A 21,828-nucleotide genomic window follows, 5' to 3' on the forward strand; every position below is an offset into this window, starting at 1 on the left:
CACCCGAAGGTGGTTTTTTGCTTTTGATCCGAAGATCAGAAGTTGTGGCGCACGCCGGCTGCCAGCGAGCTGAAGTCAGCTGCGTTGACCTTGGCATTCTGAGCGGTATAGAAGCCATACACCTTCGTACGCTTGCTCAGGTTGTAGTTGTAGCCCAGTGTGAACTGGGTGGTCTTGCCTTGGGCCAGGAAGTCGCCCTTACCTTGGGTGGAGCCGAAGTTCGCGTGGAACTCGGAAGCGCCCATGGTGTACATGCCCGACAGGCGATAGACGTTGCGATTCTGAGCGCCGTCATCGGCGCGCTGGTAGTAGGCGCCCACGGTGAAGGCACCCAGCTCGTACAGGCCGCGCACTGCGAACTGCTTGACATCGCCTTCCTTGCTGAAGCCGGCACCCAGGTGCAGCGGGCCGCCGACGTAGTTGGCAGCCAGGTCGAACAGCTTTTCACGGCCAGCAACGCCTTCGCCGGCCGAGACCGAGGCGCTACCGCTGAAGCCACCAACGGTCGGCGTGAAGTAGCCGATCTTGTTGCTCGAGCGGTAGGTCTTGAACGCGTACAGAGCATCCGACGAGGTGCCGGTGTCGTGGTTGTGCATGCTGATGTAATCAGCAGTGGCGAAGTACGACTCGGGCGTGAAGTTACCCAGACGGACAGCACCGAAAGCGCCAGCCAGTTGCACCCAGGCCTCGCGACCCCAGAAAGTCGAGGCAGCACGGCCGTCGTCAGAGTTCAGGCCGCTTTCCAGGTTGAACGAAGCCTTCAGGCCACCGCCCAGGTCTTCCTGGCCCTTGAAGCCGAAGCGCGAGCTGTTGTTTTGCATAACGGCCACGCGGTCGCCATCGCCAACCTTCTGGCTTTCCACGGTGGTGTTGATACGACCGTACAGGGTCACCGAGCTTTGTGCGAAAGCGGAGGCCGAAACGGCGGCCAGTGCAGCGACGAGAGCAATCTTTTTCATCATTTGCCTTTAGGAGTTGAAGAGTAGCCGGACTGAATCACCCGGTCTTGTTCGCAATGTGGCCGCAGTATAAAAGTCCTAGGGTTTGACCGAGTGGCGAGCGACGCGAAATTGCAACAGTCTTGTGGTAAAGCTGCAAACGTACAGATTGGCACTTGCGCAAGCGACGCTTTCGCTCGCAACACTCAGGCGGCGGTCTCGTCCAGGCTCAGCCCTTCCAGATGACCATCGTCGTTCCAGCCGACCACGCTCAGTCCGGCCGCCGAGTACAGGAGGCGGTTGATCGTGGCATTGCCGAGCACCCAGCTGCGCGGCGCCTGCAGACTCAAGCGCCGGCCGGCGCGGTGCAGGCAGTCCATCACCCCGCCATGGGCCACGATGACGACAATCTGCCCGGGATGGGCCCGAGCCAAGCGTTCGACAGTAGTGACCGCGCGATGATAGAAGTCCTGCAGGCTTTCACCGCCCTCAGCCGCGAAATCGGGATCGCGCCGCCGCCAGCGCTCACTTTGGGCCGGCCATTGCTGCTCGATCTCGCTCCAGCTCAGCCCCTGAAAGACGCCAAAGCTGCGCTCCCGCAAAGCCGGCTCGGCCCTCAGCGACAGGCCTGTGGCGGACCCGATGGCCTCGGCAGTCTGCCAAGCACGTGCCAAATCACTGCTGTAGATAGCGTCCAGGCTCTCGCCGGCCAGCGCTCGGCCGAGCCGCCATGCCTGAGCCTGGCCCAGCGCATTCAAGGGAATATCAAGCTGGCCCTGGATGCGGCTTTCGCGGTTCCAGGCCGTCTCGCCATGGCGCACCGCAAGAATCGTGGTTACGCTGTCCAGGCCCATTCAGGCGCCCCAGACCACGTCCTGGCGCTCCACCAGGCTCAGGCGCATCATCTCCAGCAACGGCCAGGCTCGCTGGCGCAGGCTGATGCCCTCGCGCTTCGGAGCGGGCTCACCGGCGGCCTGGGCCTCGATCTGCAGCCGGGCGAACTCGGCCTCGTCCTCGGCCACCGCCTGCTCAAGTGCCGAGATCGCGGCGCCGAGCTGGGACTGGGTCACGATGCCCTGAGCTGCGGGCTCACGCCCCATCAATCGCAGCAACTGCTCGCCGTTGGGGCCCATCATGATCACGTCGGCCGCAGCCGCAGATTTGAATTTGTAGATCACGGTTGCACTCCTGATGTCAGTGTCAACCATTGTGCCGCCTGAACCCTTGGCCTCGCCCAGATATCAGCCGCCGCGCACCAGACGCACCGGCGGCACCACCGGCCGCGGCGGTGGCGTCAGCGCACGCCAGACCTTCTCCTCAAACGCGCGCGGGTCGAGCGCCGGCGCATAAAGAAAGCCCTGGAACTCATGGCAACCGGCACGAGCCAGGCAGTCGCGCTGGGCCTCGGTCTCGACCCCTTCGGCAATCACCTGCAGACGCAGCGCCCGCCCCATCTGGACCACTGCATTAACGATGCCCACATCACTCTCATCTGCGGGCAGGCCCTGGACAAAGCTGCGATCGATCTTCAAGCGCTGGATCGGGAAGCGCTTTAAATAGCCGAGGCTGGAATAGCCAGTGCCAAAGTCATCGATAGACATGCACACCCCCAGCTCCGACAAAGCCTCGAGCCGGCGCAGCGCTTCCTCGGCATCGCGCAGCAGGATGGATTCGGTCAGCTCCAGCTCCAGCAGCGACGGCGGCAGCTCATGCGCCTTCAGCGCCAGCGCCACCGTGTCGACGAAATGCGACTGCTGGAACTGCAGAGCCGAGACATTGACGGCAACCGGCATGCGCCAGCCCTGCCGAAGCCAAGCGGCCGCCTGAGCCACCGCCTGCTGCAGAACCCATTCGCCGATCGCGACGATGAAGCCGCTCTCCTCCGCGACCGGGATGAACTCGGCCGGCGAGACCTCGCCGCGCAGCGGGTCGCGCCAGCGTATCAATGCCTCCGCGCCGATCACTGCACCGCTGGCCAGGTCGATCTGCGGCTGATAGTGAAGCCGGAATTCGCGCTCCTGCAGGGCCTGGCGCATCGCGTGGTCCAGGCGCATGCGCGACAGGAGATCCACGTCCTTGCGCGGTTGATGGAATCGGAACGTGCCTCGACCGCTTTCCTTGACCCAGTGCATCGCCCGCTCGGCGCTGACCATCAACTCCTCAGCGGTGCCGCCGTCGCTGGGGAACAGCGCAATGCCGGTGCTACAGGTCACGGTGAAGCTCAGCGTATCAAAGCTGAAGGGGCGCGACATTGCCTCCTGCACCCGCCGTGCCGCGTGCTCGGCGCCCCGCGCGTCGGCCTGATGGACCAAGAGCGCGAAATCGTCACCGCCCAGACGAGCGACGGAGTCGACCTCTCGCAAACACTCCTTCAGGCGCTGGGCCACCTCCTTTAACACCCGGTCACCATAGGCATGACCCAAGGTGTCATTGATCTGCTTGAATCGGTCCAAATCGACATTCAGTAACGCGAAGCTCGTACCCTCGCGTCGCGCCATCGCTTGGGCGTACTCGGCCCGCTCGGCCAGCGCCCGCCGGTTCGGCAGGCCGGTCAGCATGTCGGTGTGCGAGAGCTCCTCGATGCGCTGGCTGGCGGCCAGCTTCTCGCTGAGATCGCGGTAGGAATAGACACGGCCGATCGGCCGGCCGCGGCTCCACTGCGGCAGCGAGACCCGCTCCAGCACCCGACCGTCCAGCAACTTGATGACGTCGCTAGTCTGCAGCAGCGGCGCTTCCTGGATCGCACTGAGCCGCATCGCATAGGCGGCTCCGTCGACCACGCTGCGCCGCATCCAAGCCTGCACGGCCTCGTCGTTGCGCTCGGTCAGCAGGTCCTCGGGCAAGCCCCACAAGGACGCGAAGCGCTGATTGAAGCTGCGCATGCGGCCGGCCAGATCGGTAACCAGTATGCCGTCGGCGGTCGACTCCAGCGTGGCCTTCAGTTCGGCCAGCAAGGTTTCGCGCTCTTCGTCATGCTGGCGCTGCTTGCTCAGATCGGCCATCGCCACCAGCCACAGGCCAGCGCTGCCGGCTTGCTCCACATGGCTGATGCGGCGCGTCACCCAGATGGCCTGTCCATCGGCACGGCGCATCAAGGTGTCTGTGTGCAGGCCTTCGCGCCCCCCGGCCGCAGCCTCGGCCCAGAACAGCGCGTCCTCGGCAGTACTAGACAGCGACTCCATGCCGCAGCCCAGCAGCTGATCCGGCCCCATGCTCAGCAAGCGCGTGGCCGCCTGATTGACGGCAACCACCTCCAGTGTGGCCGCATCCACCAGCCAGACCGCCTCCTGCAGCCCTTCGAGAAGAGACTGGTAGAGATCGACGGCTGGAGAAGCGGTGGGGGGATTGAAGCTGACCAGCCTCACGCAGCCAACTCCCCGTTGCCCGTCACCGCGCACTCAAAGAAATAGGCCACCCGCGTGCGCGGGCTCAGATAGTCCAGAGAGGCGCGGGGCAGCAGATTGGGTTTCAGGCTGCGGCGTATGCCCAGGTCGGAGTGCTGCTCCAGATTCAGGATCAAAGCCTCCTCGCGCGGCACCTTGGCGTCATGCACCATCACCTTGGGCTTGAGCGGCCGCGAGGAATTGACCGCCACCACCAGGGCATAGCGATCGTCGGTCAGCTGCACCGCCGAGCCGGGGGGATACACCCCCATCATACGAATGAAGGCATTCAGCATGGTCGCGTCAAAGCGGTTGCGGCCCTGGGCGAACATCAGCGACAGCGCCTCGTGCGGGGTCATCGCCTTGGAGGCCAGCAGCGGATTGCACAGGCCATCGAAGCGGTTGACCAACGCGACGATGCGCGAGGCCGCGCTCATGCGGTCCACATTAATGCGCTGCGGGAAACCGCTGCCATCGGCATTCTCATGGTGCTGGGCGATCACCAGCAACGGACCAGCCGCCAACCCCATGCCCTGAGCCAGAGCCACGCCCTTGCTCACGTGTTGCTGGTAGAGCTGGGTCTCGGCCATCGTAAAACTGTCGTCACGATTGCGCACACGGGCCGGCAACTCCGTCTTGCCGATATCGTGCAGCAAGGCGCCGACACCCAGATCCATCATCTCGTCGCGCCCCAGGCCGAAGGCGCGGCCCAGCAGCAAGGAGATGATCGCGACATTCAGCGCATGGGCGGTGCTGCGATCGCCCGCGCCCTCGTTGAGCAGGCGGATATTCAGGTCGCCCTCGGTCAGCATCTTGTCCAGCAAGGCGCTGGTCAGCGCGATCGACTGATCGCGCGTGCTGCGCGGCTCTCGCGGCAGCAGTTCCATCAGCGCACGGAAGGCACCGGCGGCTTCGCCGTACTGCCGCTCGCACAAGGACAGGGCCTCACGCTGGGCGGCCAGCGCGCGCCGATGTGCCTCCTTGGCCTGCTGCTCGGGGCTTTGCTCATCGACCCCGGCGGCTTCCACCACAGCGACCTGCATCGGTGTCGCCTCGGTCTGCAGCTCGCTGCGACCGGGGCTCCAACGCACCTGTTTAAGTCCCAGGCGGCGCAGGATCAGCAGTTGATCTTCCGAGCTCAGTTTGAAGCTGCTGAGCGGAAACGGATGCGACATCCAGCCCAGATCCAGGTGGATGAACATGCCCACCTTCAGCTGGCCCACGTCGATCAAAGGATCGGAAGATCTGTCCTTCATTGGATTCCTTCGCCCTGTTTTTGAGGCGCCCTCGCTACCAGCATCGGCACGAGCGCCCGCCAACTTAAGTAAAACAGGCGCCGTTATTTAGAGACAAGCGATACAAACACTTTCATGTGCGAATTGTCACGAGATCGGCTTGACCGCCGCCAAGTCGGCGCCGTAGCATGTTCAATTCAGGAACTCGAGTTCTATATATGAACTTTCTCGAGACTCATCATCGATGATCAACAAGCTACAAGACTCTGCCGCCCAGGCCTTGCTCGATGTCGCCGATGGCGCGACGGTGATGATTGGCGGCTTCGGCACGGCCGGCATGCCTACGGAGCTGATCGAGGCCTTGCTTGAGCACGGCGTGCGCGAGCTGACTGTTGTGAACAACAATGCCGGCAACGGCGACAGCGGCCTGGCCGCTCTGCTGGCCGCCGGCCGGGTGCGCAAGATCATCTGCTCCTTCCCGCGCCAGGCGGATTCCCACCATTTCGACGCGCTATATAGAAGCGGCCAGATTGAGCTGGAACTGGTGCCGCAGGGCAATCTGGCCGAGCGCATCCGTGCCGCCGGCGCCGGAATCGGCGCCTTCTTCACCCCCACCGGCTACGGCACTGCGCTAGCCGAGGGCAAGGAATGCCGCCTCATCGACGGTCGCGGCCAAGTGCTCGAATACCCGATCCGGGCCGATTTCGCGCTGATCAAGGCCGAGCGCGGCGACCGCTGGGGCAATTTGGACTACCGCATGACCGCACGCAACTTCGGTCCCATCATGGCCATGGCCGCCAGGATCACCGTGGCCTCTGTCCATGAGGTGGTGGAGCTGGGCCAGATGGACCCCGAGGTCATCGTGACACCCGGCATATTTGTGCAGCGCCTGGTCCAGGTGCCGCGCCAGAGCACCCGCGGCGGCGGTTTCAAGTCGGGAGCATGATATGAGCAGCTCAAGCTACAAGAAGTGGACCCGCGAGCAGATGGCCGCGCGCGTGGCCCGCGACATCCCCGAGGGCGCGGTCGTCAATCTGGGCATCGGTCTGCCGACCCTGGTGGCGGCCCAGATCCCGGCGGGCCTCGAAGTGATCCTACACAGCGAGAACGGCGTGCTGGGCATGGGCCCGCCACCGCCCGTCGGCGCCGAGGACTTCGATCTGATCAATGCCGGCAAGCAGCCGGTCACTCTGCTGCCCGGTGGCTGCTTCTTCCACCATGCCGACAGCTTCGCGATGATGCGCGGCGGCCATCTGGACATCTGCGTGCTCGGGGCCTTCCAGGTTTCGGTTCACGGTGATCTGGCCAACTGGCATACCGGCGCGGCAGACGCGATCCCTGCGGTGGGTGGCGCGATGGACCTGGCCATCGGTGCCAAGCAGACCTTTGTGATGATGGAACATCTGAGCAAATCTGGCGAGAGCAAGATCGTCGACCAGTGCAGCTATCCGCTGACTGCGCCGGCCTGCGTCAGCCGCATCTACACCGATCTGGCCGTGCTCGCTCTCAAGCCCGAGGGTTTGCAGGTGCTGGACCTGGCAGAGGGCCTGAGCTTTGAAACCCTGCAAGAACTGACCGGCCAGCCGCTGCTGCGCCCCTGAACCCAAACAACAAACTCACGGAATTTTCATGAACCAAGCCTATATCTGCGACGCTCAGCGCACCCCCTTCGGCCGCTACGGCGGCGCCTTGTCCTCGGTGCGTGCCGACGACCTCGGCGCGATCCCACTGCGTGCGCTGATGGCCCGCAACGCAAGGGTCGACTGGGATGCCGTCGCCGATCTGCTGTATGGCTGCGCAAACCAGGCCGGCGAGGACAACCGTAACGTTGCCCGCATGGCCGGCCTCCTTGCCGGCCTGCCGATTGCCGTGCCAGGTGCGACGATCAACCGCCTATGCGGCTCCGGGATGGACGCTGTCGGCAGCGCCGCCCGCGCGATCCGCGCCGGCGAGGCCGAGCTGATGATTGCCGGGGGCGTCGAGAGCATGAGCCGCGCTCCCTTCGTGATGCCCAAGGCGGAGTCTGCGTTCTCGCGCAGCAATGCCGTCTATGACACGACCATAGGCTGGCGCTTCGTCAACAAGCTGATGAAGGAACAGTACGGTGTCGACTCAATGCCCGAGACAGCCGAGAACGTCGCCTCTGACTTCAAGATCGAGCGAGAGGCCCAGGACCGCATGGCCCTGTCCAGCCAGCTGAAGGCCGTGGCTGCGCAAAAGGCCGGCGTCTTCGATGCCGAAATCACGCCCGTGACCATCGCGCAAAAAAAGGGCGAGCCCACTGTCGTAGCCAAAGATGAGCACCCGCGCGAAACCAGCCTGGAAGCCCTGGCCAAACTCAAGGGTGTGGTGCGCCCTGACGGCACGGTCACCGCCGGCAATGCCTCGGGCGTCAACGACGGCGCGGTGGCGCTGCTGCTGGCCAGCGAAGCCGCCGCCGCACGCCACGGCCTGAGCCCGCGCGCCCGTGTCGTCGGTATGGCCACCGCCGGTGTCGCGCCGCGCATCATGGGCATAGGCCCGGCACCGGCCGCCCGCAAGGTGCTGGCACTGACGGGTCTGAGCCTGGCGCAGATGGATGTGATTGAGCTCAATGAGGCTTTCGCTGCCCAAGGCCTGGCTGTGCTGCGCGATCTGGGCTTGCCCGACGACGACGCACGCGTCAACCCGAACGGCGGCGCCATCGCGCTGGGCCACCCGCTGGGTGCCAGCGGCGCCCGCCTGGTGATGACGGCCGTCAACCAGCTGCAGCGCAGCGGCGGACGCTACGCGCTGTGCACCATGTGCATCGGCGTCGGCCAGGGCATAGCCCTGGTGCTCGAGCGCGTCTGAACGACAGGGATTGCCGCTGGCAGCGAGGCCAGCCATGACAAAAACTCAAGCCCTGCTGAATATTTGTCATGGACAGGGGTGCCGAAAGGCACCCTTTTTTGCGCGCACCGCGTGGGATACTGGATCCAATCTCATTCCGCGCTTCGCACATATACCGCGCAAAAACCGCCTTGCGCCCGGATGTACCGGGAAGCAGCGACACTAATCCTCACAATACACCGCTCAGATACCCCGGTTCGCACATTCCTTGCCGCACACCCGCCTCTCCAAGGCCGTGGGCTGAGCCCTATCCGAAACGCACCAAAATAGTGCATTGAAGTGCGTCAATCGCCCAAAATGCCAGGTTTGGCTTGGACATGCCTCGAAGGCCTCCCTATAGTCAGCGCTTCCCTGCTTGCGCCCAGCCGATATGGGCGCCATTCGCACAAAACACGCCACCATGTCTGCTGCCCGCGCACTCGATGATTTGGCCGCCCTCGCGGTCCCTGCCCCAGCCCCCGCCAGCCCCGCAGAGAGCGGCCCACTCAAGCGCGATCTGGTAGCCGGCCTGGAAAAAGGCCTGGCCGTGATCGAAGCCTTCGATCAGGAACGCCCCCGGCTGACCATTTCCGAGGTGGCGGCCCGCACCGGCCTGACCCGCGCTGCCGCCCGCCGCTATCTGCTAACGCTGACCCATCTGGGCTTTGTCTCGCAGGACCGCAAGATGTTCGCGCTAACGCCCAAGGTGCTACGCCTGGGCCAGAGCTATATGCACTCGGCCCGCCTGCCGCGCATCGTCGAGCCCGAACTGCACAAGTTGGCCTACGCGCTGAAAGAAGCCAGTTCGGCCGGCGTGCTGGACGGCAATGATGTGATCTGCATCGCCGCCACCAGTGCCGGCCGGGTCGTTTCGCCCACCCTGCAGCCCGGCACCCGAGTGCCGGCGCATTGCTCGGGCAATGGCCGGGTGCTGCTGTCGGCCATGCCCCAGGCCGAGGTCGACGCCTGGATCGCCCGCCAGGAGCTAAGTGCGCTGACGCCCCACACCATCATCCACCCCGAGCGCCTGCGCATCGAGATTGCCCGCGCCCGCGCGCTCGGCTATGCCTGCATCGACCAGGAGCTGGAGCTGGGCCTGCGCACCGTGGCGGTGCCGCTGAAGAACTACCGCGGCGATGTCGTGGCTGCGATGAATATCAGCGTGCACGCCTCGCGCATGAGCATGGACCAGCTGGTCGAGCATTGCCTGCCGCCCCTGCTGCAGGCCCAGGCACATTTGCGCATGCTGCTGTAAGAGTTAACGGGACCCGCCGCCGCCAAGCGGTGGCAAGCTCCATCCCTGAGCAGGCCGTCATCAGGCCTGTCATCCACACAGGGGGAACAAAAATTGCAGCGCACCCAGGTTGCCATCATCGGCGCCGGCCCGGCCGGTCTTTTGCTGGGTGCCTTGCTGCACAAGGCCGGCATCGCCAACACGATTCTCGAGCTGCACAGCGGCGAACAGGTGCTGGCCCGTGTGCGCGCTGGCATTCTGGAGCGCGGCAGCGCCGAGCTGCTCGACGAGGCCGGGGTCGGCCGGCGCATGCGTGCCGAGGGCCTGATCCACGAAGGCATACAGCTGAGCTTCGGCGGCCAGCGCCAACGCATCGATCTGCAGGGGTTGACCGGCCAATCGGTGCTGGTCTATGGCCAGAACGAGCTGTGCCGCGACCTGATGGACGATCGCAAGGCCGCCGGCTTGACCACGCACTACGAGGCCCGGCATGTCAGCCTGCATGGCCTGGGCGAGCCACGGGTGGTCGTGCGCTACCAGCATCTAGGCCAGGCCCGCGAGCTGGCCTGCGACTACATCGCCGGCTGCGACGGCTTTCACGGCGTTTCGCGTGCCGGCCTGCCGGCCAGCGCTTACCACAGCTACGAGCGCGGCTACCCCTTTGGCTGGCTGGGCGTACTGGCGGACACCAGACCACCCGCCGACGAACTGGTCTACGCGCAGCATGAGCGCGGCTTCGCGCTGTGCAGCATGCGCAGTAGGACCAGGGTGCGCTGCTACATCCAGTGCAGCCTTAGCGACCGGCTCGAGTCATGGAGCGATGCGCGCTTCTGGCGCGAGCTGAAAAGCCGGCTCGACCCGGTCACCGCCGCTGCGCTGGAGCCGGCGCCCTCACTAGAGAAAAGCATCGCCCCGCTGCGCAGCTATGTGACCGAGCCGCTGCGCTTCGGCCGCCTGTTCCTGGCCGGAGACGCTGGCCATCTCGTGCCGCCGACCGGGGCCAAGGGCTTGAACCTGGCCGCCTCTGATGTGCGCTATCTGGCGCGCGCGCTGACCGAGCATTACCGCGACCGCAGCGACGCCGGTCTGGCGCGCTACTCGGAGCAGGCGCTGCGGCGCGTCTGGCGCGCCGAGCGTTTCTCATGGAGCCTTACCCGGCTGCTGCACAATTTTCCGGACCACAACGGCTTCGACCAGCGCATCCAGCAGGCCGATCTCGACTACCTGATGAGCTCGCGCGCCGCCCAAACCGTGCTGGCCGAGAACTATGTCGGCCTGCCCTTAACCGAATGAAGTGCGCTTGAGCTCGAGAACTTTTGTAGTGAGCCGTCGTCAGGCCAGGCGGGCCGGGCGCAGGAACCGCAGCGCAACTGAGGAGATGAGCACCGCCCAACGACGCATGGCGGCGGCGCAGCACAAAAGCTCTGAGCCTCTCAAGGGTGGGCGGCCATTACCTGGGCTACGGCCGCCGTCAGCCGCTTGCCATAAGGCACATGCAGGAACTCATTCGGCCCATGGGCATTGCTCTTCGGGCCTAAGACACCGCAGACCATCATCTGCGCCTTCGGAAAGCCTTTTTGCAGCATGCTCATCAGTGGGATCGTGCCGCCCTGGCCGATATAGCCGACCGGGGTGCCGAACTGGGCCAGGCTGGCCTCGTTGAGCGCGGCATCCAGCCAGGGTGACAGATCCGGCGTGTTCCAGCCGGTGGCGCCATAGGCGCCGGCGCGGCCATCGGGCACGAAGGTGACCTTGGCGTTGTAGGGCGCGTTGTCCTCCAGCAGTGCCTTTAGGCGCAACGCGGCCTCGTTGCCGTCCACGAGCGGCGGCAGGCGCAGAGACAGCTTGAACGCGGTGTAGGGGCGCAGCACATTGCCTGCGCTCTTCATGTCCGGAAAGCCGTCAACGCCGGTCACGCTCAAGGTCGGCCGCCAAGTGCGGTTCAGAAGCACCTCGACCGGATCCTGCGTCACCGGCAGGACCGCGCCTCCATCGGCACCGCAGGCCCACGGATAGCGCTTCCAGACCTCGTCCTTCAGAATAGCGGCGGTGGCCTGGGCCTGCGCAATCCGGTTGCCTGGGATGTCGCAATGGAAGCTCTCGGGCAGCAGACGGCCGGTCTTGCTGTCCTCCAACCGGTCCAGCACTTGGCGCAAGATACGGAAGCTCGATGGCACCAAGCCGCTGGCGTCGCCCGAGTGGATGCCCTCGGTCAACACCTCGACCTTCAGCACGCCGCTGACCATGCCACGCAGCGAGGTGGTCAGCCAGAGCTGGTCGTAGTTGCCGGCGCCCGAGTCCAGGCAGACCACCAGGCTGACATTGCCCAGCCGATCTTTCAACGCGTCGATATAGGCCGGCAGATCGTAGGAACCGCTTTCCTCGCACGTCTCGATGATGCCCACGCAGCGCGGCCGCGGAATGCCCTGGCGGTCAAGCGCCATGATGGCGGTCAGCGAGGCATAGACCGCGTAGCCGTCATCGGCACCGCCACGGCCGTAGAGCTTGCCGTCCTCGTACTTGGGGGTCCATGGGCCCAGGTCGTTGCGCCAGCCATTGAACTCTGGCTGCTTGTCCAGGTGACCGTAGACGACGATGGTGTCATCGCTGCCGACCTTGGTGGCCGGCACCTCGAAAAAGATGACGGGCGTGCGGCCCTCGATGCGGATCACCTCCAGCTTCAGCCCAAGCACTTTCTTGCCCTCGACCCAGCTCGCGGCGTCACGGATCACCTTCTCGATATGCCCGTTCGCGGCCCAGTCGGCATCGAACATCGGGCTCTTGGCCGGGATCGCGATGTAATCGGTCAGCGCGGGGACGATTTCCTCGTCCCAGACGCGGGCGGCATAGTCGCCCAGCGCGGTGGCTTCATCGGGTTGTAGGGGCAATGACGGGTCGCGAGCGTTCATGATGGAGTTCCGGCTTGTGGCTGGTGAGTTCCCGATCTTAAAACTTGTCGTCCAGCCAGGCCTGCAGTCGGGCAAACACCTGTTCGCGCTCCGGCTCGTTGAAGAGCTCGTGGAACAGGCGCTCGAAGCACTGGGACTGCACGACCGCCGCCGGCGCCTCAGCGACAAAGGCTTCGCTGCCGGCCGGGTCGACACAGTGATCGCTGCCTGCCCACATCAGCAGGGTCGGCAGCACCCACTGCGCCGCCCGATCCAGTACCTCGGCGCCGCCCTCAGCAATCATGCTGGCGAGGGCAGGCGTGATGCGGTTATGGACCAGAGGGTCGTTCTCGTAGGCCGCGACCACGGCCGCGTCGCGCGAGATCCAGGCTGGCTTGAGCCCGTTGCCGACCGCAAGATGCGGCAGCAGCGGCAGCGCTACCGTCAGCAAGGCCTTCTGCAGACCCGACATGCCGGCATCGAGCGCCGGCGAGCTGAGCACCAGGCCATCGACCGGTCGGAACCAGGCCGGCAGCACGCCGCCACTGCTGGCGCACAGGCCGCCGGCCACGAAGCGCGCCGCAACAAGGCCACCCATACTGTGGCCCAGCAGGAGCAGCGGGCCCTTGTTCAAGGCGGCATCCGCCCGCAGCTCGTCAATCACCAGGGCCAGGTCTTGCATCAGTCGCTCGGGGCCGACGACATCGCCTCGCGCGCCACCCGAGGCGCCGTGGCCGCGCTGGTCATGGCCGACCACCTGCCAGCCCCAGCTGTTCAACCGCGTCGCCAAATGCTCGTAACGCCCGATGTGCTCGCCCAGACCATGAACGATCAGCACCGTGCCGCGCGCAGGCTGCGGCCCGGGCAGCCCCCATTGGCGCCAGTGCAAGGGCAGGCCGTCATCGGTTCGAAGCGTTCGCATACGAGCAGTGTAGGGAGCGCTCCAGAGCGCCCGCCCCAGGGCTTCCCCGGTCGGTGAAAGTACGCAAGACATGAGGTCATATCGGCTGTCTCCCACCGGATAGACAGGGTCTGTCCCTTGATTAAGCTACTCACCACCACAGGAGCCGCGATGAACGAATTCTTCAGCCTCGCCACCGATGTCCAGGGCATCAGCCACATCAGACTGAATCGACCAGAGCGCATGAACACCATGAGCCCGACCTTCTTCCCGGCGCTGCGCGACGCGGTGCGGGGCCTGCACGACGCTGGCCGGACCCGCGCACTGGTGATCTCGTCGACCGGCAAACATTTCAGCGCCGGCATGGCGCTGGACACCTTTACTGGCGACGACGCAATGCTGGACACGCGCAGCGCGCGCAGCCGGCTGAGCTTTCAGGACTCACTGCGCCGCTTGATGGACTGCTTCACCGCGCTAGACGAGGCGCGCTTCCCGGTGCTCGGCGCCATCCAGGGCGGCTGCATCGGTGGCGCGCTGGACTTGGCCGCCGTCTGCGATATGCGCTACTGCACGGTCGACGCCTTCTTCTGCGTGCAGGAAATCAATGTCGGCATGGCCGCCGACCTTGGCGTGCTGCAGCGCCTGCAGCGTCTGATGCCGGCCGGTCTGGCCCGTGAGCTGGCCTATACCGGCGAGCGCCTGGGTGCCGAGCGCGCGCTGAGCTGCGGCCTAGTCAACGCCGTGCTGCCGGACGCCGACGCGCTGCTGGACCATGTGCTGGGCCTGGCCCGCAGCATCGCCGACAAATCACCACTGGCCGTGGCCACCAGCAAGCTGGCATTGAACCATGCCCGCGATCACGGCACTGCCGCTGCGTTGGCCCAGATGAGCCTGCTGCAAAGCGCCGTCTTCGACACTGCCGAGATGGGCCAGGCCATCTCGGCCTGGAAGAGCAAGCGGCCCGCCGAATTCGCGCCCTTGAATCCGGTCGCCGAGCTCTGAGCCGGGGCATGATGGCGACATCTCATCTGCCCAGCCCTACCATGCAGCCACAGATCGAACTAACCCCACCGGACATCAGCCGCTACCAGCACGGCAATAGCGGCGTGGACTTCGTCCATGTGCTCGACTCCGGCCTCGCCGGGCCAAACGTAATGATCCAGGCCCTGACCCACGGCAACGAGCTGTGCGGTGCGATTGCGCTGGATTGGCTGTTCCAGCAAGACCTGACCCCGAAGGCCGGCAAGCTGATCCTGAGCTTTGCAAACGTCGAAGCCTACCGGCGTTTCGATCCGGCCGATCCGAATGCCTCGCGCTGCGTTGACGAGGATCTGAACCGCGTATGGGACGACGCCACGCTAAACGGCACGCGAGACTCGCTGGAACTGCGCCGCGCGCGCGCGATGCGGCCTTTTGTCGACGCTGCCGATCTGCTGCTGGACATCCATTCGATGCAGGATGCCTGCCGACCGTTGATGGTCTGCGGCCTGCTGGACAAGGGCGCCGCCTTCGCGCGCCAGCTGGGCATGCCCGGCGATCTGCTGATCGACACGGGCCACCCCTCGGGCCTGCGCATGCGCGATCGCGGCGGCTTCGGCGACCCAGACAGCGCAAAGAACGCCTTGCTGATCGAATGCGGCCAGCATTGGGAGGCCGCCTCGGCGGATGTGGCCATCGACAGCGTCGTGCGCTTCCTGCGCCTGACCGGCATCGTCGATGCCGCCTGGGCCGAGCAGCGTCTGCGCCTGCCCCTGCCCGAGCGCCAGCACCTGATCCGCGTCAACGAGGCGATTACCGCGCTGAGCGGCGACTTCCGCTTCCGGTTTCCCGTGCGCGGTCTCGACGTGATCCCGAAAGCCGGCACGGTCTTCGCGCAAGACGGCGACACCATATTCAAGACCGCCTACGACAACACCGTGCTGGTGATGCCGACACAAAAACACGGCAAGCCGGGCAACACAATGGTGAGGCTGGGGCGGTTCGAGGATTGACGGCCGGCTTCAACGCTCGGCACATTCGCCGACGCTGGTGTGGAGTCAGTCATTCAGGCGCTGCAGTGCCGCCGCCGCGCCTTCGATGGCTTCGCGATTGAGTTCCCGCGAATGCGCTGTCGCAAGCCGGGCATCCTTGGCCACCTGCTGCAGCACCGGGCGCGCCTCGCCGCTGCGGCCCTGGGCCAGCAACCACTGCCCCCAGGCGCTGTGGGTGGCGATGCCGCCGTGGCTGCGCAATGCCACGCCAAAAGCCGCCTCGGCCTGCTCAGGCGCCGCCTGAGCGGCCAACTGGGCGTGCAGCAAGGCCAGCTCGCCGGTGTGGCGTTGCGGATACTGGTTCAGCAGCTTCTTGACGGTCTGCCAGGCGGCGCCCGCATTGCCCAGGCTTTGCTGGGTCAGGGCCAACCCCCTCAAGACCTCGGGATCAGTGGCGAAGATGCCTTGGGCGCAAGCCTCGAAATGAGGCAAGGCATCGGCCGAGCGGCCCGCCGCCAGCAGGGCCTGAGCCAGGCGCAGCCGGTTGCCCATCGACGGCGTCTGCTCCAGCGCCACCTGCGCCTCACGGAGCTCGCGCTGCGGGTCCAGCAGTTGCTTGAACGCGGAGCCGGTGTTCCTGCCCACACGGCTGTGCCGCTTTTCGGGCAGGTACTCGGCGAACAGATAGACCAGACTGCCAACAAAGGGGAAGGACAGCAGTACAAACAGCCACACGGTGTTGCGCCCGGTGCGCACCGCATGCACGGCAAAAAAGATCGCGACAGCAATATGCAGAACAGCCAGCAATGGCATGGGTTCACTCCCTCGGCGGTGACCGCCTTGTCTTTTCTGCGAAGGAATGTACCGCAGGCGGCCGCTTGTCTCGATCAGCCCCTATCGAACTTGAACACTGCCATGCTGGCCAGCAGATTCGGCCGGCTGCGCACCGCGCGGCCTTGCTGGATGCCGAAGCTGTCGAGGATGCGCAGTCGGTTCTTGCGCGCCAGCACCTCGAAGTCGGCGTAAGTGCCGACGCGGATATTGGGCGTGTCGTACCACTCGTAGGGCAGCACCTTGGTCACGGGCATGCGGCCGAACAGCACCTGCAGCCGGTTCGGCCAATGCGCGAAGTTCGGGAAGCTGACGATGCCGATGCGGCCTACCCGCGCGGTCTCGCGCAGCATCAGCTCGGTATTGCGCAGATGCTGCAGGGTTTCCAGTTGCAGCACCACATCGAAACTCTGGTCGTCGAAGATCGACAGGCCCTCCTCGAGGTTCAGCTGAATCGCATTGACACCGCGCTTGACGCACTCCAGCAGATTGGCGTCGTCGAGCTCGACGCCGTAGCCGGTGCAGCCGCGCGTCTTCTGCAGATGCGCCAGCAGCTCGCCGGTGCCGCAGCCCAGATCCAGCACCCGCGAGCCCTCGGGCACCAGGGCCGCGATCTGTTCCATCACCCCTTGCACGCTCATTGCAGCTCTCCCGCGATGCGCTGGAAATAGGCCCTCAGCACCCCGTGATAACGCGGGTCCTCTAGGAGGAATGCATCGTGCCCGTGGGGCGCATCGATCTCGGCGTAGGAGACATCGAGCTTGTTGTCCAGCAGCGCCTTGACGATCTCGCGCGAACGTGCAGGCGCGAAGCGCCAGTCAGTCGTGAAGCTGGCCAGCAAGTATTTGCACCGGGCGCTGGCAAAGGTGCGGCTCAGATCGCCGCCATGCTCGCGCGCCGGGTCGAAGTAGTCGAGCGCGCGGGTGATCAGCAAATAGGTGTTGGCGTCGAAATACTCACTGAACTTGTCGCCCTGATAGCGCAGATAGCTCTCGATCTGAAACTCGATGTCCTGGGTCGAGTAGCCCAGCTCGGCTGCGCGCATCTGGCGACCGAACTTCTGCTCCATCACATCGTCGCTGAGATAGGTGATATGACCGATCATTCGCGCCACCCGCAGGCCGCGCTTGGGCACGACGCCATGCTGGTAGAAATGGCCGGCGTGGAAATCGGGGTCGGTAATGATGGCGCGCCGCGCTACCTCGTTGAAGGCAATGTTCTGTGCCGAGAGGCTGGGTGCGGTGGCAATCGCGATGCAGTGGCGCATGCGCTCCGGGTAACGCAGCGACCAGTCCAGTGCCTGCATGCCGCCCAGCGAACCGCCCAGCACGGCGGCAAGCTGCGTGATGCCCAACGTGTCCAGCACGCGGGACTGCGCATCAACCCAGTCCTGCACCGTGACGACGGGGAAGTCGGCGCCGTAGACGCGCCCGGTCGACGGATTGACATGCATAGGTCCGGTCGAGCCGAAGCAAGAGCCGAGATTGTTGATACCGACCACGAAGAATCGGTCTGTGTCCAGCGGCTTGCCCGGGCCGATCAGGTTGTCCCACCAGCCTTCGCTCTTGTCCTGGCCGGCATAGCTGCCAGCCACATGGTGGCTGGCGTTCAGCGCATGGCAGACCAGCACCGCATTGCTCTTGTCGGCATTGAGCCGTCCATAGGTCTCGTAGACCAGTTCGTAGTCGCGCAACTCGGCACCGCTGCGCAGCGGCAGCGGCTGGGCAAACGACAGCCGCTGCGCCTCGACCAGACCGACACTTCCCATCAGAACTCTCCAAAAAACAAAACCGGCGCCGCTAGCTGTGACGGACGCCGGTGGTCTGGAGCGCCCTGTTTAGCTGCATTTGTAGAGCGCCCGCAATCCGGAACAAATCGGCGCTGTCGCTGCGAAGTATAAATAATGCGGCCGGCAGCTCAAGTGGCGTCGAGATGGAACTGCGATACCGCCGCACCCAGGCGCTGCGACTGCTCGCGCAGACTTTCGGCGGCAGCCGCCGACTGCTCGACCAGCGCGGCGTTCTGCTGCGTCATCTGATCGAGCTGGTTGACGGCCTGGTTGACCTGTCCAATGCGCTGGCTCTGGTCCGAGGTGCCGGCGGCGATCTCGCCGATGATGTCGCTGACCCGCTGCACCGACGCGACGATCTCGCCCATGGTCTTGCCGGCGTCCTGCACCAGCTGCGATCCGGCGTCAACCTGGTCGACGCTCGCGCCGATCAGCTGCTTGATCTCCCGGGCCGCCTCAGCGCTGCGCTGCGCCAGGCTGCGCACCTCGCCGGCCACCACCGCAAAGCCGCGGCCCTGCTCGCCGGCGCGCGCCGCCTCGACGGCGGCATTCAGCGCCAGGATATTGGTCTGAAAGGCGATGCCGTCGATCACGCCGATGATGTCGCCGATGCGGCGCGAGCTCTGGTTGATCCGGTCCATCGTCGAGACCACTTCGGACACCACCGTGCCGCCGCGCTGCGCGACCTCGGCGGCCGAGGTCGCGAGCTGCTTGGCCGTCATCGCCGCATCGGCGCTCTGGCGCACGCCGCCGGTCAGCTGCTCCATCGAGCTGGCGGTGCTCTGCAGATTCGACGCCGCCTGCTCGGTGCGCTCGCTGAGGTCCTGGTTGCCGGCCGCCACCTCGACGCTGGCGCTCTCGATATGTTGGGTGGACTCGCGCACCTGGCCCACCAGGCGGCGCAGCGAGTCCTGCATGCTTTTGAGCGAGCCCAGCAGATCGGCAGCCTCGTCGCGGCCCTCGACCCGGATCTGCCGGTTCAGATCGCCCGCCGCGATCGCCTGTGCCACCGTGCGGGCATAGCTGATCGGGCTGGTGATGGTGCGCGAGTTCAGCAGGGTCAGCGGCACCACCAGCAGCACCACGACCGCCAGCACCCCCAGGAACACATAGCTGATCTTCAGCATCGCGGCATTGAACTCGACCTGGGTGTCCTGCGCCTCCTGCTCGATGATCGCGGCGATCTTGCTGACCCGCTCCTCGACCCCGGCCATATGCGTCTTGGCCCGGCCCATCATGCGGTCGGCCACCTTGGCGGTGTCGAAGCCCCCATCCTGGATCTGGGCCAGCACCGGCTGCGAGGCCTTGTTGTACTCGGCCATCAGTGCACTCGCCTCACGCGCCAGCGCGTTGTCCTCGTCGTCCTCGCCCTGCTGCAGCGCGACCAGGCCGGCACTGGTGCGCTTGATCGCGGCCTCCCAGCTCTCGCGCGCCTTCAGCACCGCGACGCCGTCCTCGTAATTGATCACCATCTCCTTTTCGAGCAGGCGCACATCGGCCAGCGCGCTGCGGATCTGGGAGAGCTGGGTCAACTCCTTGACCGCATGCTCCATGAAGTCGGCGTTCAGCGACTTGAGCCGCTGGCCGCCCAGCAGACCGGTGAGCCCGACCAGGGCAAACATGCCGAGCACCATCGCAATGGCCCCCAGCATGCGCGTGCGGATCGTGAAACTCCGCATCCAGACCGTCAGATCCATGTCTGCTCCTCCGTACGATGCTGTCATCGACCCGGTCGCAAGGACCAAGCCCTGGCCGCGCGCAAACCGCCGCCCGGTCGTTCTTTATCGGTCCGCCGAGCCGGCGCTTGAGCGATATCGCTCGGACGCGCCGCTCAGGGCACAGTGCAAAGGCAATGGACCACGGCTGCGAACGGCCGGCCCTGCGTGCCCAGCGTCGCCAGCCAGGCCAGCTCACCGGCCGCCGCCTGGGTCGGCAGCGCCAGCCCGCCCAGTTGGGCGCGCACGGCGCCGGCCACCCGCTCGCCGACCACATCACCGAGTCCATCCAGCAGCCGCTCGATACGGCCGCGCTCGCGCTCCACATAGCTCAGCCGCGGCTCGCCCTCCAGCTTGGCCAACTCGGCGGCGGCCTTGACGGCATCGCCATAGCTGCCGAGCTGGTCGATCAGCCCGCGCTCCAGCGCCTGGGCGCCGGTCCAGACCCGGCCCTGGGCCACGGCGTCGATCTCGGCCACTGGCTTCTTGCGCGCGGCAGCGGCCTTGCCGGTGAAGTCGTCGTAGATGTGCTGGATGGCCGACTGCACCGCCGTGCGCATGCGCGGGTCAAGCGGGCGGCGCGGGTCATAGCCGCCACCGGCCAGCCAGGTCGTGGTGTGGCCGCCGGTGTGGATGGACAGCTTGTCCAGCAGCTTGTCGGCCGTCGGCAGCATGCCAAACACGCCGATCGAGCCGGTCACGGTACTCGCGTCGGCAATCACGCGGTCGGCCGCCATCGAGATCCAGTAGCCGCCCGAGGCCGCCACATCGCCCATCGACACCACCACCGGCTTGCCGGCCTTGCGCGTGAGCTCCAGCTCGCGGCGCACGATCTCGGAAGCCACCGCGCTGCCGCCGGGCGAGTTGACGCGCAACACCAGGGCCTTGATGTCCTCGTTCTCGCGCGCCTGGCGGATCAGCTGGGCAGTCGAGTCGCCGCCGACCTTGCCGGGGCCGGCCTCGCCGTCAACGATCTCGCCTTCGGCCACGACCACACCAATCACCGCCCCCTCGGTCCTGGGCTTCAGCGTGGCCTGATAGGCGGCCAGCGAGATCTGGCGGAAGCTCTTGGCCTTCTCGTCGCGCGCACCGCGCTCGATCAGCATCGCGCGGATCTCGTCGCGGGTCTTCAGACCGTCGACCAGGCGCTCCTTGAGCGCCAGCTGGGCCGTGTCACCCTTGACCGCTTGCAGGCGCTGCGGCAGCTCCTCGATGCCTAGCGCCACCGCGCCCTTGTCGAGCTTTCGGGCCGTCTCGACGGCGCCGGTATAGCGAGCCCACAGATCGCCGTACAAATAGGCGTCGGACTCCAAGGTCGCCGGCGACGGCGCGTTGGCGAAATAAGGCTCGCCAAAGTTCTTGTAGGTGCCGACCCGTATCACATTGGGCTCGATGCCGACGCGCTCCAGCGCGTCCTTGTAATAGTTGCGATAGCGGCCGAAGCCCTCCATCATCGCCATGCCCATCGGGTGCATATAGACCTCGTCGGCACGTGCCGCGAGGAAATAGCTGCGCTGGTCGTAGCCACCGGCATAGGCCAGCACCGGCTTCTTGCTGTCCTTCTTGAAACGCTCCAGCGCCGCCGCCACCTCGCGCAGCCCAGCCTGGCCACCGCCGCCAAAGTCGTCCAGCGCCAGCAGCACTGTCGAGATCTTCGGATCGGTGGCCGCCGCCTCCAGCACCTGCAGCACGTCGCGCAGCCGGGTCTGGGCCTGCGGCGTCTGGCCCTGCAGCTGGGCCATGGCCTGGTCGCGCGCCGAACCCGAATACTGCTCGACCAGCCGACCCTTCAGATCCAGCACCAGGGTGGTCTTGTCCTCAAGCGGTTTCGGGCCGCGGGTCGCGAGCGCGACGATTACGCCAACCACAAGGGCCAGCAGCAGCAGATTCAGCAGCGCGCGCCGGCTGGCGTCGAGCAGCCACCAGAGCTTGGAGAAGAACCAGCCCAGCGGGCGGAGGATGGACATCATGTGGTGGGATCCCTGGTTGCGGGCCTGGCCCGGTCGAATTGATTGTAGGCAGGCAGGTCAAAGCCGCCCTGCTCGCTCGATAGGTCCGGCCAAACAGCGCTTAGCATGCCAGCCTTGGCGACTG

Annotated in this window: 19 protein-coding genes and 1 riboswitch; of the genes, 7 read left to right on the forward strand and 12 right to left on the reverse strand. The window is 65.7% G+C overall.

What is annotated here, in order from left to right:
- Positions 1-35: 35 nt before the first annotated feature.
- The 5 genes from OOZ63_RS23240 to OOZ63_RS23260 form a co-directional block, all read right to left on the reverse strand.
- Complete coding sequence (locus tag OOZ63_RS23240; RefSeq protein WP_266008019.1) at positions 36-959, reverse strand: porin; 924 nt, start codon at positions 957-959, stop codon at positions 36-38.
- Between the two features lie 185 nt (positions 960-1,144).
- The gene (locus OOZ63_RS23245) at positions 1,145-1,792 is read right to left on the reverse strand and encodes a histidine phosphatase family protein (RefSeq protein WP_323055779.1); all 648 of its coding nucleotides are present in this window, start codon (positions 1,790-1,792) and stop codon (positions 1,145-1,147) included.
- The gene (locus OOZ63_RS23250) at positions 1,793-2,116 is read right to left on the reverse strand and encodes a DUF1840 domain-containing protein (RefSeq protein ID WP_266008020.1); all 324 of its coding nucleotides are present in this window, start codon (positions 2,114-2,116) and stop codon (positions 1,793-1,795) included. It lies immediately after the preceding gene.
- Positions 2,117-2,179: 63 nt separating this feature from the next.
- The gene (locus OOZ63_RS23255) at positions 2,180-4,303 is read right to left on the reverse strand and encodes a putative bifunctional diguanylate cyclase/phosphodiesterase (protein WP_266008021.1); all 2,124 of its coding nucleotides are present in this window, start codon (positions 4,301-4,303) and stop codon (positions 2,180-2,182) included.
- The gene (locus OOZ63_RS23260; RefSeq protein WP_266008022.1) at positions 4,300-5,577 is read right to left on the reverse strand and encodes an HD-GYP domain-containing protein; all 1,278 of its coding nucleotides are present in this window, start codon (positions 5,575-5,577) and stop codon (positions 4,300-4,302) included. Before OOZ63_RS23260 ends, OOZ63_RS23255 begins: the two co-directional genes overlap by 4 nt.
- Positions 5,578-5,800: 223 nt before the next feature.
- Between OOZ63_RS23260 and OOZ63_RS23265 the strand changes: the two genes are divergently transcribed.
- From OOZ63_RS23265 to pobA, 5 genes are all read left to right on the forward strand, one after another.
- Complete coding sequence (locus tag OOZ63_RS23265) at positions 5,801-6,502, forward strand: 3-oxoacid CoA-transferase subunit A (protein ID WP_266008024.1); 702 nt, start codon at positions 5,801-5,803, stop codon at positions 6,500-6,502.
- A gap of 1 nt (position 6,503) precedes the next feature.
- Positions 6,504-7,157: a 3-oxoacid CoA-transferase subunit B gene (locus tag OOZ63_RS23270; protein ID WP_266008026.1), complete on the forward strand. Its 654-nt coding sequence runs from the start codon at positions 6,504-6,506 to the stop codon at positions 7,155-7,157.
- 28 nt (positions 7,158-7,185) lie between these two features.
- Positions 7,186-8,388 carry a 3-oxoadipyl-CoA thiolase gene (gene pcaF, locus OOZ63_RS23275; protein ID WP_266008028.1) on the forward strand — a complete coding sequence of 401 codons (1,203 nt, stop codon included), beginning with the start codon at positions 7,186-7,188 and terminating at the stop codon, positions 8,386-8,388.
- 439 nt (positions 8,389-8,827) lie between these two features.
- Positions 8,828-9,661, forward strand: a complete 834-nt coding sequence (locus tag OOZ63_RS23280; RefSeq protein ID WP_266008029.1) for an IclR family transcriptional regulator domain-containing protein — start codon at positions 8,828-8,830, stop codon at positions 9,659-9,661.
- Positions 9,662-9,754: 93 nt separating this feature from the next.
- Positions 9,755-10,933, forward strand: coding sequence for a 4-hydroxybenzoate 3-monooxygenase (gene pobA / locus OOZ63_RS23285; protein ID WP_266008030.1), 1,179 nt, complete (start codon positions 9,755-9,757; stop codon positions 10,931-10,933).
- Positions 10,934-11,073: 140 nt separating this feature from the next.
- Here the strand turns inward: pobA and OOZ63_RS23290 are convergent, their stop codons facing one another.
- Positions 11,074-12,549, reverse strand: coding sequence for a M20 family metallopeptidase (locus tag OOZ63_RS23290; RefSeq protein ID WP_266008031.1), 1,476 nt, complete (start codon positions 12,547-12,549; stop codon positions 11,074-11,076).
- 37 nt (positions 12,550-12,586) lie between these two features.
- Positions 12,587-13,450: an alpha/beta hydrolase gene (locus tag OOZ63_RS23295; RefSeq protein WP_266008032.1), complete on the reverse strand. Its 864-nt coding sequence runs from the start codon at positions 13,448-13,450 to the stop codon at positions 12,587-12,589.
- A gap of 150 nt (positions 13,451-13,600) precedes the next feature.
- On the opposite strand from OOZ63_RS23295, the gene OOZ63_RS23300 reads away from it, so the two are divergent.
- Positions 13,601-14,431 (forward strand): enoyl-CoA hydratase-related protein, encoded by an 831-nt coding sequence (locus tag OOZ63_RS23300; protein ID WP_266008033.1) that lies wholly within the window; start codon positions 13,601-13,603, stop codon positions 14,429-14,431.
- 8 nt (positions 14,432-14,439) lie between these two features.
- On the forward strand, positions 14,440-15,420 hold the full coding sequence (locus tag OOZ63_RS23305; RefSeq protein ID WP_266008034.1) for a succinylglutamate desuccinylase/aspartoacylase domain-containing protein: 981 nt from the start codon (positions 14,440-14,442) through the stop codon (positions 15,418-15,420).
- Between the two features lie 45 nt (positions 15,421-15,465).
- On the opposite strand, the gene OOZ63_RS23310 is transcribed toward OOZ63_RS23305, so the two are convergent.
- From OOZ63_RS23310 to sppA, 5 genes are all read right to left on the reverse strand, one after another.
- Complete coding sequence (locus tag OOZ63_RS23310) at positions 15,466-16,212, reverse strand: hypothetical protein (RefSeq protein ID WP_266008035.1); 747 nt, start codon at positions 16,210-16,212, stop codon at positions 15,466-15,468.
- A gap of 74 nt (positions 16,213-16,286) precedes the next feature.
- A complete protein-coding gene (gene metW / locus OOZ63_RS23315) occupies positions 16,287-16,871 on the reverse strand; it encodes a methionine biosynthesis protein MetW (RefSeq protein ID WP_266008036.1) in 585 nt (194 codons plus the stop codon).
- Positions 16,868-17,998 (reverse strand): homoserine O-succinyltransferase MetX, encoded by a 1,131-nt coding sequence (gene metX, locus OOZ63_RS23320; protein ID WP_266008037.1) that lies wholly within the window; start codon positions 17,996-17,998, stop codon positions 16,868-16,870. Before metX ends, metW begins: the two co-directional genes overlap by 4 nt.
- Before the next feature lie 48 nt (positions 17,999-18,046).
- A riboswitch (SAM riboswitch) is annotated at positions 18,047-18,122 on the reverse strand.
- Between the two features lie 25 nt (positions 18,123-18,147).
- Positions 18,148-19,716 carry a methyl-accepting chemotaxis protein gene (locus tag OOZ63_RS29135; protein ID WP_323055780.1) on the reverse strand — a complete coding sequence of 523 codons (1,569 nt, stop codon included), beginning with the start codon at positions 19,714-19,716 and terminating at the stop codon, positions 18,148-18,150.
- Positions 19,717-19,850: 134 nt separating this feature from the next.
- Positions 19,851-21,704, reverse strand: coding sequence for a signal peptide peptidase SppA (sppA, locus tag OOZ63_RS23335; protein WP_266008039.1), 1,854 nt, complete (start codon positions 21,702-21,704; stop codon positions 19,851-19,853).
- Between the last annotated feature and the right edge of the window lie 124 nt (positions 21,705-21,828).

This window comes from Paucibacter sp. PLA-PC-4, assembly GCF_026241155.1.
Classification (GTDB): domain Bacteria; phylum Pseudomonadota; class Gammaproteobacteria; order Burkholderiales; family Burkholderiaceae_C; genus Roseateles_E.